Origin of the sequence: Treponema sp. Marseille-Q3903, assembly GCF_014334335.1 — a bacterium.
Lineage (GTDB): Bacteria > Spirochaetota > Spirochaetia > Treponematales > Treponemataceae > Treponema_D.
In genome coordinates this window covers 850604-862556 of record NZ_JACSEU010000001.1, presented here as the reverse complement: position 1 = coordinate 862556, position 11953 = coordinate 850604, and the positions used below count along the sequence as shown (strand labels likewise).

The following is an 11953-nucleotide window of genomic DNA, read 5'->3' as shown; positions in this document are numbered from 1 at the left end:
TTCCTTTGAAAATCAGCGATTTATAAAAGCTATCTACATACTACTGATTTTCGCAATTTCTAACAATGTAATTTGATTTTCAAATTTCAGAAATTAAAAACGTTCTGCTTTCTTTCCTGAACTTTTTTTATAAGCTGCCGCCCCATTTTTTCGTGATGAAGAGCGCTCTGTTGAAGAATGAACGTAAAGTTTTGAGCCTTTTTCTCGTCCGCGCCATGCATAACAATCTCTGTCTCCTCTATCTTTGTTGCGCTCTCTTTCGCGCCCTGCACCAAAGCCTGAAGAACCTCGTCCACTGCGATGTCGTCTTCCGCCGTCGCCATCTTCGTCTTTGACATCAAAATGCATGTGCGGAAGATTGCGGTTTGTCTTAGACATCTCAACAGCTTTTTTTGCCGATGCGACCGGCAAGCTTACGAGAGCAAACTGCTGCGCAACATCGATTCCGTCAACCATTCGTTCCGGAATGTGAAGTAAATCGCTGAAAAAATCGGCAATTTCTTTAGCGCGGAAACCGTCCTTTTTCCCAAGAGAAACAAAAACCCTAAGCTGGTCGCCACGTGGTCCTGAATCTTTTGTATTTATAGCTCCATAATGTTTAGAACTCAGTTTTTCGCCGTAGAATATTTGCAAAAGACTTGCGAGAACTTTCTCAGGTTCGTTCCCCTCTGTAAGCTCATGCGCAAGCGTTTCATATTTCGTATCAAAAGGATTGAGAATTCGAGCTGATTCTTTTACAGAAACATCGGCAGAAGCCGACTCCTCTTCTCCGTCATTTTTGTTTTCAGCGATTTCAGCGATTCCAGAGTTTTCAGCATTCTCTTCCGATTCGCCGTCTGTTTTAACATCCTGATCTTCAACTGATTTGTCATAATGCTTAAACAGCTTGGCTTTCAATTCTTCAACGATGCGCTTTTCTTTTACTGAGAGAACTTCATTTATCGAAGGGATTTTGCCTTCTTTCAATTCGCTTTTTGTCGCGGTCAAAACTTTTTTTGTTAGAAAACTCAGTTTGCGGCGTTCTTCAGGACGCACAAACGTGATTGCAACACCTGTTGTTCCCGCACGACCAGTTCTTCCGATACGGTGAACGTAAGTTGCAGTATCAAACGGAAGCGAATAATTTACGACGTGAGAAAGCCCCGAAATATCAATACCTCGTGCGGCTACGTCGGTAGCGACAAGAATGCGTGTTTTACCTTTGCGGAATCTTTCCAGAACTTTTTCGCGCTGATTTTGCATGATGTCGCCGTGCAATGCTGCAGCTTCGTATCCGCGCATGTCGAGCTCTCGAGTGACACGGTCAGCATCGGATTTAGTCATTGTAAACACAAGGCCGTAAAAATCAGGGGAAATATCTATCAGCCGAACAAGGGCTTCGATTTTTTCGCTTTCTTTTACAACCCAATATTGCTGGTCAATCAAAAGAGCTTCGTCAATTACATTTTCTTCTTCAATTATGTCGTATTCGCCCATAAATTCGCCGGCAATCTTTAGGATCGGAGATGGCATTGTCGCACTGAACAACAAAATACGGCAGTCGGGATTTGCATGATGAAAAATTTCTTCAATGTCATCGATAAATCCCATGTCGAGCATTTCGTCGCCTTCATCGAGGATAAAATATTTAATTTTGCTGATATCGAGCGTCTTTCTGTCTAAATGGTCTTTGATTCTTCCCGGAGTTCCAACAACTATTTCTGAACCGCGTTTGAGTTCTCGAATCTGATTTGCATAAGAGGCACCGCCATACAAAACAGTTGTACGCGGAAAATCGTTGTTTGCAAAAGATTCCATCTCTGCACAAGTTTGAACAGCGAGTTCTCGTGTCGGTTCAAGAATAAGTGCTTCGACATGTGAAGATTTTTCACGCACATTCTGAATTATAGGAAGACCGAACGCAGCTGTTTTACCGGTTCCCGTTCTCGCACGTGCGATTAGGTTTGCATCGCCTGTAAGCAATCTCGGAATAGCTAAAATCTGGATAGGAGAAGGAGTGACGAATCCTTTTTTTTCAACTGCTTTGATGGTGTATTCATCTAACCCCAAATCTTCAAAGCTGACAGTTATGTCATCGTCTTTTTCATCTGTTTCGTCAAAAGCTGTTTCTGCTTGTTCTGTTTTTTCCGCTGTGGCTGGATTTTCCTTTGCGGTCGGATTTTCGTTTGCGGCTAAATTTTCGTTAGACACGGCTGTTTCATTTTGAGCCGAAGACAATAAGCCTTCATCCATTGTGTTTTTTTTGTTCATATAAATACCTCTGTATCCCAAAACGAAAGCAAAGTTATTTATATAAAACTCTCAAAATTAAAAAACCAACTTTCGTGTTACCCTTTGTAACAAGCCTAACTATATATGAATACAAACAAAGATACAAGCAAAAGTTTATCATCATACCTATTGACAATAGTTTTATATAAAACTATTGTCATCATAACTGAAAAAAAATCACAGGGATGTATAAATATGAAAATAGCAAAAACATTATCTATTTTATTTTGTATTTCGGCACTTTTTACAAGCTGTACTAGCTCGGAAAAAAGAAATGGGCTTTCTATTGCGCTTTTTATTCCGGGAATTGCAGATGATACAAGTCCAACGTATAAGCAACTAAAAGAAGGCGTTGCTAATGCGTGCGAAGAAAAATCCGTCTCTCTTTTTGTAATGGAAGCCGGCTCAAATCAAGCTGAATGGGGGTCAAAACTGACTGCACTGACGGCGGAACAAAAATACGATGTAATTATCTCATCTAACCCCTCTCTTCCAGAAATTGCAGAACCGATTTTAAAGCAGTTCCCAAATCAAAAATATATTTTTATGGATGCCACAAAGGAAGGGAATCGGAATATATTCACAGTTTGTTACAATCAGTTTGAGCAAGCTTACTTAAACGGTTATATCGGTGGGCTTATGTCAAAATCGCACAAAATGGCTTTGATTGCAGCTCAAGAATATCCTGTTATGAACAACATAATTCTTCCATTTTTTGAAAAAGGTGCGAAAGCCGCTTATAATTCAACTACGGTAGATTTTAGGATTGTCGGGAACTGGTACGACGCTACAAAAGGAGCTGAAATTGCCGATGCTGTCGCAAAAATTGGAGTTGATGTTATATTGCCAATATGTGGAGGAGCCTCGCAAGGAGTTATAAACTCCGCCGTAAACAACGGACTGTATATAACATGGTTCGATGATAACGGATTTTCAAAAGCTCCTGGAACAATCATCTCCAGCAGCACGATGGAGCAAAAAAGGATGTCTTACATGGTTACGATTGACTTTATTGAAGGCAAAACACCGTGGGGAACTGCAAAAATGGTCGGCATAAAAGAAGGCTTTGTAGATTTTATTCAAGACGACCCAAACTACAAAAAAACAGTTCCGGAAGATATTCAAAACAAAATGAAAAATCTGCTAGACGGTATAAAAAACGGAGAAATTGTTATACAATAGCGCTTCGTGGTACAAAAATTGAAAACCGACAATAAAAAATCTTATTCATCGCTTGTATTAAAAGATATCTGCGTAAACTATTCGTACAAAAGCGTACTCAAAAATGTTTACTTGACTTTCGAAAAAGGCAAAATATATGCTATTTTAGGAGAGAATGGAGCGGGAAAAAGTACGCTGACAAGTTTGCTGTGCGGAGACAGGCAACCTACAAGCGGGAAGATTTTTCTTGATGATAAACAAGTAAAATTTAATTCCCCAAAAGATGCGCTGAATTGCGGAATAGCATGCGTTCATCAGCGTCCGCTCCTCGCCGATTCTTTTTCTATAAGAGACAATGTCAAAGTCGGTGTAAAATTATTCGGACCGACAATCGATTTAATTTTGGAAAATGTCATAGTCGGGGAATTGTTCAAGACAAAAAAACTTTCGAAAACCTCAACTGTTGTTCAAGAGCTGTCTGATTACGAGCGTTTTAAGGTCGCATACGCAAATCTATTTTTAAAGCAGCCCTCTTTTTACATTTTTGATGAAGCTCCTCTTGATTTTTTGCAGAGCTCAAGCAAAGATATTTTGAAAGTGCGAGAATCAATCAAAAAATCAGGCTTAACTTTTATTTTGATTTCGCATTTTATTCCGGAAATAATAAAAATTGTAGATAAAATCATTCTTCTAAAAGACGGCAAAGTTTTAGAAATTCTCGATTCTGACAAAACTTCAGAATCTGATATAAAACAGAAACTTTTCGGAATCGAAAAAAACATATCGATTCCGCCTTCAATCAAATTTGAAAAAATACTTGAGGAAAAAGTTCTCGCATACCGTTCCGGCAAAATCAAAAAGGACATCAACGGATTAAAAAAAAGGATTAAAATCGGTTATATTCCTTCAGATAAAACGTTCCGTGCATCAAACCCGAATCTTACAGTTTTACAGTTGACGACAATCTATCACACAGAGCTTAAACAAAAAGAGCTTGAAAAATATGCGTATAATATACTCAAAAAAGCTGATGTCAATATAAAACTCTACGAAAAAGTGTCGAACCTTTCGGGAGGTATGCTTCAGAGAATCATCCTCGAACGCGAAATAGAAGAAAACCCTGACGTGATGTTCCTTTTCAATCCGACACATGGACTTGATTCGGAATCGACTCAACGGCTTTATGCAAAACTAGATAAACTCGCACAAAGCGGCACGGACGTAATCATTGGAGAACCTCAATGAATCTATACTTTTTCGGCTCTGCAATAAACATTTCTGCATTATACATGACAGCGGGTCTTGGAGCGGCAATCTCTATAAAATCGGGAAACCTCAATCTCGGCGGAGAAGGTCAAATCTACATCGGAGGATTTGTTTGCGCAATCGTTCTGCAAACTTTCCAATCTGCTCCAGTAGCGCTTACGCTCCCACTCTCACTTTTGCTTGCAATAATTGCGTCAGCGGCAATCGCATGCCTTTGTGCGTTTTTTAAATTGAATCGAAATTCCGATTTTTTATTTACATCTTTTATATCATCTGCGGCAATTATCCCAGTGATAGACGGACTTATTGCGGGGCCTTTCAGGAGCCGTTCGGACAACTTGCTTTCAACACCGTTTATCCCTGATTCGGCACGGTTCAAAGCATTTGTTCCGCGTTCACCGTTGACAATCATGATCGCGATAACAATCGCATTCTGCATATTTTTCTTTTTTGCAATCAACCGCACCGCATACGGAAGGAAATTGACAATTTACGGAACGTCTCCTCTTCTTGCGGAATACGCAGGTTACAATGAAAAAAAATTGTTTTATTCATCAGCGTTAATTTCAGGTGGAATGCACGGTCTTTGCGGAGCGTTGGCAGTTCTCGGCGTTTATTTTACATGCCACTCAGGATTTTATCAGGGGATTGGCTGGAACTCACTCTCTGCGGCGATGATTGCAAATTCAAACCCACTCCTTTTAATTCCGTCGTCGCTTTTTATGGGATTTATCACAACTTATGCAAACAAATATGCGATGTATGCGAATTTTACATTTGATGTGAGCGGATTGATTCAGGCTGCCTTTTTGTTTATTATTTCATTTCCTCTTTATACAAAACAAAATTTTATCAAAAGAGAGGCAAAACGATGATTGTCGATATACTTTCGTTTTCTGCACCGCTTGTCCTCTGTTCAATCGGAGCACTTTTTACAGAATATGCAGGCGTGCTTTCCCTTTTTTTGGAAGGTTTGATATCATTTGCGGCATTCATGGACTTTACATTCACTGTTTTGACAGGAAGTCCACTACTCGGACTTCTAATCTCAACATCGGTTTCTACGATTTTAGTTTTTGTTTTTTCAAAGCTGATAGAAAAATTTCATGCAAAAGTTTTTATAGCCGGAATTGCCATGAATCTTTTTTTTGCAAGCGTAGTTTCAGCTCTTTCAGTTTTGATTTTTCGCTCTCGAGGAGTTTTAACTTCTCCTCTTTTCAGTTTTAACGTATCGAACATAAAAACAGCGTCGGTGCTTGTTTTAATTGCGATGATTTTGTTCGCTATCGTTTTTATAAAATTTACAAGAACCGGTTTGTATATAAGGATGGCAGGAAGCTATTCCGACACTCTCCTTGCGCGCGGCGTAAATCCGTCTGCGATTAGGACAATCTCATGGATGTTTGCTGCAATTTACAGTTCTGTAGCAGGATGTTTTCTTTGCATGAGGCTTTCGTCTTTTGTACCCGGCATTTCGAGCGGTCGTGGCTGGATGGCGATTGCGGCTGTATTTTTAGGACGTAAAAGACCTAGCAGAATTATAATTTGTGTGTTTATATTCTGCCTGGCTGATCTTTTTGCAGCGACAATTCAAAATTACATTCCGAATATTCCATCATCATTGTTGTTGTCGCTGCCGTACATCGTCTCGTTGCTGTTGATTTTAAAGAGATAAATCCTAAAAAATCGATAATCAATAAACGCTCAAAATTTTCTGCAATTTATCTTTACCGATAATTCTCATAAAACTTCCAAGACGAGGTCCTTGCTCTTTGTTTATCAGTACGTGATAAAGTGCCGTAAACAATTCTTTAGCATCGATTCCCATATCTGTTGCAATGTCGTAAATTGCCTGCTGGCACTCTTTATCAAGTTGGAATGAATCTATTTTTGGAACAACTTCGTCACGGACTCGTTTTATTGCCGAGAGCATTTCGCCTGACAATTCTGCCTTGCTGCCGTCGTTTCTAAGCGCAAAACAAAATTCAGGAGCACAATCAGGAGCAGAATGCAAAATCCAAAACCAAGCACATGCCATACGGCGGCGCAATCTCTCTTCCTGCTCAGGCTTTACATCGCCTAGAGATTTTATGACAGCATCTATGTCGCCAGAATAAGTTTGGAGCAAAGTCGTAAGCATTCTAAAAGTAATCTGATAAGGCATAACATCAGGAATCTTACCGTCAATCTGAGAAAGCATATAAATTCTCTTTTCTTTATTAAAAACGTCGTCGGACTTAGCTTTATCTACACCATAGACAATTCTCTCCGTTTTGTCGTAATCTTCGTATACTTTCAAAACATCCATATCAAAACTGATTGCAAATTCCGTGTTTGGACGAGTTCCCGCAAATAAATAACGGAGTACTTCTGCCTGATAAATATCCAGAGCATCTGGAAGAGCTATCACCTTTCCTTTAGATGAAGACATTTTTCCAGGAACTCCTTTGAGGTTCACAAAATCGTAACGCATCGTTACAGGAGCGTCCCAACCGTAAATGCGTTTTGAAACCAGTTTTGCAGTATCGTAACTTCCGCCCGGACTGATGTGGTCTTTTCCGCCCGGTTCAAAGACTACTTTTTCTTCGTTCCATCTCATCGGCCAGTCTACTCGCCAGCCGAGTTTGGCGCCCTTAAAATTTCTGATATCGGCAGTTTCACAGTTTCCGCACTGACATTTATATGTTATTCCGTATTCGCCGTCGTAATCTGTGATTTCAGTTGTATCTTTCTGACATTTCCCGCAAAAGATTGAAACAGGCCAGTAAACATCTTCAGGCTTCATCTTGTGTTCGTCATCGCGGTATGCGTTCAAACATTCTTTGATTACATCGCGATTTTGCATCGCTTTTTTCATTCCTTCAGCATAGAGGTTTGCTCGGTAGCGGCTTGCCTGATAAAGAAATTCAGGAGCAATGCCGACGCGCGGAAGTTGAGTTTCAATATCGACTTCGTGGTGGCGCGCATAATTTTCATTGCGTTTTGTAGTGTCGGGTACTTCCGTAATCGGGTAACGCAAATATTTTTCAAGGATTTCCGGTTCAGGCATATTTGCAGGAACTTTGCGGAAAACATCGTAATCGTCCCACGAATAAATAAAACGCACTTTTTTACCGCGGTCACGCAATGCACGAACGACTAAGTCTACGGTAATTATCTCACGGAAGTTTCCAAGGTGAACTGTCCCTGACGGTGTGATTCCAGAAGCGCAAGTGTATAAATCCAAATCACCTTTTTCTCTGATAATCTGGTTTGCCATCTGATCTGCCCAGTGGCAAAGCAAATGGTTTTCTGTTTGATTATTGTTACTCATAAGGCTGTATTATAGTTAAAAAACGCATTAGTAGCAATCATAATTGAAAGCCAAGCACAATAGCACAATATCATTCCGGCAACTGAACAACGACAGAAAGCATTGAACTTAAAATTGAATAATATTATAATTTTAATTCACAGGATTCTCTTCTACGAGTCCTCTATTCTTATTCAAATCTTTTTTATTAAGGAAAATATATTATGGTAATTTTAACTTTGAACTGTGGTTCATCATCTGCAAAGTATCAGGTTTATGACTGGGACGACAAAAAAGTAATGGCTAACGGTGTTGTGGAGCGCATCGGTATTGAAGGTTCATGCATTACTCACAATGTAAAAGGAAAAAAAATCGAAATAACATCTGCATGTCCGACCCACAAAGAAGCAATTGAATTGATTATAAAAGAGATAACCGACTCAGAAGTTGGCGTTATAAAATCTATGGATGAAATCGGAGCTGTAGGTCACCGCGTATTGCATGGCGGCGAAAAATTTACAAAATCGGTTCTAATCACACCGGAAGTTCTCGATGGATTCCGCGATGTAATTGATTTAGGACCGCTTCACATGCCTGCAAACATAATGGGAATTGAAGCTGCTCAAAAAGTTATGCCGAACGTTCCGCATGCAGCAATAATGGATACGGCATGGCATCAGACAATGCCTCCGGAAACATTCCGATACGCAATTCCAAAAGAATGGTACGAAAAATATGCAGCGCGCAGATACGGATTTCACGGGACATCGTTCTTATACACAGCAAAAAGAGCGGCTGTATTGCTCGGAAAAGAGCCAAAAGACACAAACCTGATAATCTGTCACATTGGGAACGGAGCTTCAATGTGCGCTGTAAAAAACGGCGTTTGCTATGATACTTCGATGGGAATCACACCGCTCGAAGGTCTTGTTATGGGAACCCGCTCGGGAGATCTTGACCCGGCTCTTCCTTTCTACATCATGCGAAAAACAGGCATGACTGCCGAAGAAATGGACAATGCTCTAAACAAAAAATGCGGATGTCTTGGCATTACAGGACGTTTTTCAGATCGCCGCGATATAGAAGCTGCAGCGGAAAAAGGAGATAAAGACTGTCAACTTTGTATTGAAATGGAATCTCTGAGAATAAAAAAATACATCGGTCAGTATATGGCAGAACTCGGACACGTTGATGCAATCGTATGGACAGCAGGAGTTGGAGAGAGAGCTCCTGTCATCCGAGAAAAAGCTTGTTCAGGGCTCGAAAACTGGGGAATTAAAATCGATGAGCAGAGAAACAAATGGTCATCCACAAACAATGCAGAAACGTACATTCACGCCGACGATTCAGATGTTAAGATTTTTGTTATTCCGACAGATGAAGAACTCGTGATGACAGAAGACGCTTTTGCACTTATGAAAGGAACTTACGACGTTCACACAAAATTCAAATATTCTTTCCAAGACAAAAATTATTTGAACAAAGCTCGGGAAGAAGGGCTTCAAGAGGACTTGGTAAAAAGACCTAACATTGCAAAAGTTTTAGCAAACAAGAGGTGACTAAGTGAAAAAACAGGTTTTTAATCCTTATATGCCTTCATGGGAACACGTCCCAGACGGAGAACCACACGTGTTTGGCGGCAGGGTTTACGTTTACGGCTCTCACGATTTTTTTAACGGCTGGGTTTTTTGTCAGGGAGACTATATATGTTATTCGGCTCCGGTGACAGACCTCAGGGATTGGAAATACGAAGGAGTTATATATCCAAAAACGTCAGAAAAGATGAACGCAGACGGTCACATGTGTCTTTATGCTCCAGATGTAACGAAAGGACCGGACGGACGATATTATCTGTATTATGTCTACGATAAAGTTGGTTTTGTCTCAGTCGCTGTATGTGATAAACCGGCGGGACGTTACAAGTTCTACGGTCACGTTCACTACAAAGACGGCACAAAACTTGGAGAGAGAAAAGGAGATATGCCACAGTTCGATCCTAGCGTTTTAACAGAAGACGACAAAACTTACCTTTACACAGGCTTTTGCGGAAACAACATGAAAGATAGAATTGGGGCTATGGCAACAGTTCTCGGACCTGACATGCTGACAGTGGAAGAAGAGCCTGTCATAATAGCGCCGGGGGACTGTTACACAGACACATCTTTTAAAGTCCAGACAGAATGCCCATACAGACAAGATTCAATTGAAAACTGGAAAGGCTACAAAAATCACGCGTTTTTTGAGGCATCTTCAATAAGAAAAATTGGCGACACATATTATTTTATATTCTCGTCACAAGTGATGCACGAACTCTGCTATGCGACAAGCAAAAATCCTACATCAGAATTCAAATACGGTGGCGTAATCGTCAGCAACTGCGACATGCACATAAACTCGTACAAACCAGCAGATATGCCAACAGCTTATGGCTCGAACAACCACGGCAGTTTTGAACTGATAAACGGCGAATATTATATTTTCTATCACCGCCACACGAACGGAAACTGGTTCAACCGTCAGGGATGCGCTGAAAAAATAAAAGTGATGCCGGACGGAAAGATTCCACAGGTTTTGATCACATCATGCGGACTAAACGGAGGTCCTCTTGAAGGCAAAGGCGAATATCCAGCTTACATCGCGTGCAATATTTTCAACAACGACAGCCCCTGCGTCTACATGAAGTACGACGCGCCGCAAATCACTCAAGACGGAAAGGACGGAGACCGGATTCTAGGGCATATAGCAAATGTTCAGGACGGCTACACATTTGGGTTTAAATATTTTGATTTCAAGGATGTAAAATCTGTTTCGATCACAACTCGCGGTTACGTTTACGGAAAATACGAAATAAGGACTAAATGGGACGGACCTATTCTTGCTACAATCACTCCAGTTGGAACTAATATCTGGAAAACTTACACATCAGACATAAGCATTCCAGATGGAGTTGGAGAACTATACTTTACTTTTAAAGGAAGCGGAACACATCATTTCAAAGGATTCGCGCTGAATTAATTTTTGCAAATAGAATAAATAAAATTGGCATAAAAAATCATCTGGGCTGAGCTACGAGTTTTCGCCCTTTTTCTTGATACTGCTTTGGAGTACAGTTCATATATTCTTTGAATCTTCGAGAAAAATATTGAATATTGTTGTATCCGTGTTCAGAAGCAATTTCAGTTATATTTTTTTTAGAATATATTAAATCTATACACGCTTTTTCAATCCTGTATTTTGTGATGTACTCGTTTACAGTGCTTTGGGTCACGTCTTTAAAGATCCGCAAAAAATGACTTTTGCTGTAATTTGTTACAGAAAGAACATCGTCAAGAGATATATTTTCATTGTAATGTATGTGAATGTAATCTATTGCAGAGTCAATCGCCGATACGGAGTACTTTGTATTCTCTTTTCGGAGCGAGACAACTTCGTACTGGTTTGATTCAATTATGTGAGAGATTATTGTAAACAAAAGAGCTTTCACAATTATCTCGTATCCTGGGACATATTTTGCGCTCATTTTTGCCGTGTGACACATTTTTTCAAGAATAACATCAGGAAGATGCAAAAACCTTTTTACTCGAATATTAGAAAAAAAATCACGGCACGGCTCACCTCTGTCACCAAGCGATGAAATGTCAAATTTTAAAACAATGCAATTATTTTTATTATCAGGAATTCGTTTTATACAATGCTCTGTCTCTGGATATATAAATATCGCATACCCCTGCTGAACAGAAATGTTTTTTCCTTCAACCCCAAATTCAACACTCCCCTCTGCAACATATAATATTTCATGCTCAAGGTGATGATGAGATTTACTTGAACTTACATGCAGCTCATAAATATTTACAGGAAAGCTGCCCGTTCCGCGGTTTATAAATTCATAATTTTCATTCATTCTGTTTGTAGTATAAATCTTGAACAAATAGAAATCTACAAAAAAAAGAATATATTATAAAT

At 39.8% G+C, this 11953-nt stretch carries 9 protein-coding genes; 6 read left to right on the top strand and 3 right to left on the bottom strand.

Going from position 1 to position 11953, the window contains the following annotated elements:
• Positions 1-93 precede the first annotated feature (93 nt).
• Positions 94-2250 (bottom strand): DEAD/DEAH box helicase, encoded by a 2157-nt coding sequence (locus H9I37_RS03970; protein WP_255422484.1) that lies wholly within the window; start codon positions 2248-2250, stop codon positions 94-96.
• A gap of 216 nt (positions 2251-2466) precedes the next feature.
• Here H9I37_RS03970 and H9I37_RS03965 point away from each other — a divergent pair, with 216 nt between their 5' ends.
• From H9I37_RS03965 to H9I37_RS03950, 4 genes are read left to right on the top strand one after another with little or no spacing between them, the layout of a single operon-like run.
• On the top strand, positions 2467-3453 hold the full coding sequence (locus tag H9I37_RS03965; RefSeq protein WP_187381175.1) for a BMP family ABC transporter substrate-binding protein: 987 nt from the start codon (positions 2467-2469) through the stop codon (positions 3451-3453).
• 6 nt (positions 3454-3459) lie between these two features.
• On the top strand, positions 3460-4677 hold the full coding sequence (locus tag H9I37_RS03960) for an ATP-binding cassette domain-containing protein (protein WP_187381174.1): 1218 nt from the start codon (positions 3460-3462) through the stop codon (positions 4675-4677).
• Entirely contained in the window at positions 4674-5573 is a 900-nt protein-coding gene (locus tag H9I37_RS03955; RefSeq protein WP_187381173.1) for an ABC transporter permease, read from the top strand. Before H9I37_RS03960 ends, H9I37_RS03955 begins: the two co-directional genes overlap by 4 nt.
• Complete coding sequence (locus H9I37_RS03950; RefSeq protein ID WP_187381172.1) at positions 5570-6373, top strand: ABC transporter permease; 804 nt, start codon at positions 5570-5572, stop codon at positions 6371-6373. The genes H9I37_RS03955 and H9I37_RS03950 overlap by 4 nt, the downstream gene beginning before the upstream one ends.
• 18 nt (positions 6374-6391) lie before the next feature.
• Here the strand turns inward: H9I37_RS03950 and lysS are convergent, their stop codons facing one another.
• Positions 6392-8011, bottom strand: coding sequence for a lysine--tRNA ligase (lysS, locus tag H9I37_RS03945; RefSeq protein ID WP_187381171.1), 1620 nt, complete (start codon positions 8009-8011; stop codon positions 6392-6394).
• A 203-nt stretch (positions 8012-8214) separates the two neighbouring features.
• On the opposite strand from lysS, the gene H9I37_RS03940 reads away from it, so the two are divergent.
• Together H9I37_RS03940 and H9I37_RS03935 are read left to right on the top strand one after the other, a co-directional pair.
• On the top strand, positions 8215-9549 hold the full coding sequence (locus H9I37_RS03940) for an acetate kinase (RefSeq protein WP_187381170.1): 1335 nt from the start codon (positions 8215-8217) through the stop codon (positions 9547-9549).
• Between the two features lie 4 nt (positions 9550-9553).
• Positions 9554-11005, top strand: coding sequence for an alpha-N-arabinofuranosidase (locus H9I37_RS03935; protein WP_187381169.1), 1452 nt, complete (start codon positions 9554-9556; stop codon positions 11003-11005).
• A gap of 37 nt (positions 11006-11042) precedes the next feature.
• Here H9I37_RS03935 and H9I37_RS03930 read toward each other — a convergent pair whose 3' ends face one another.
• Positions 11043-11891, bottom strand: a complete 849-nt coding sequence (locus H9I37_RS03930; protein WP_187381168.1) for an AraC family transcriptional regulator — start codon at positions 11889-11891, stop codon at positions 11043-11045.
• Positions 11892-11953: the final 62 nt, after the last annotated feature.

What these genes read in the sequence shown, in the direction of transcription:
- lysS (WP_187381171.1), bottom strand. Translation starts at nt 8,011, where the DNA reads ATGAGTAACAATAATCAAACAGAAAACCATTTGCTTTGCCACTGGGCA.
- H9I37_RS03965 (WP_187381175.1), top strand. Translation starts at nt 2,467, where the DNA reads ATGAAAATAGCAAAAACATTATCTATTTTATTTTGTATTTCGGCACTT.
- H9I37_RS03950 (WP_187381172.1), top strand. Translation starts at nt 5,570, where the DNA reads ATGATTGTCGATATACTTTCGTTTTCTGCACCGCTTGTCCTCTGTTCA.
- H9I37_RS03970 (WP_255422484.1), bottom strand. Translation starts at nt 2,250, where the DNA reads ATGAACAAAAAAAACACAATGGATGAAGGCTTATTGTCTTCGGCTCAA.
- H9I37_RS03930 (WP_187381168.1), bottom strand. Translation starts at nt 11,891, where the DNA reads ATGAATGAAAATTATGAATTTATAAACCGCGGAACGGGCAGCTTTCCT.
- H9I37_RS03940 (WP_187381170.1), top strand. Translation starts at nt 8,215, where the DNA reads ATGGTAATTTTAACTTTGAACTGTGGTTCATCATCTGCAAAGTATCAG.
- H9I37_RS03955 (WP_187381173.1), top strand. Translation starts at nt 4,674, where the DNA reads ATGAATCTATACTTTTTCGGCTCTGCAATAAACATTTCTGCATTATAC.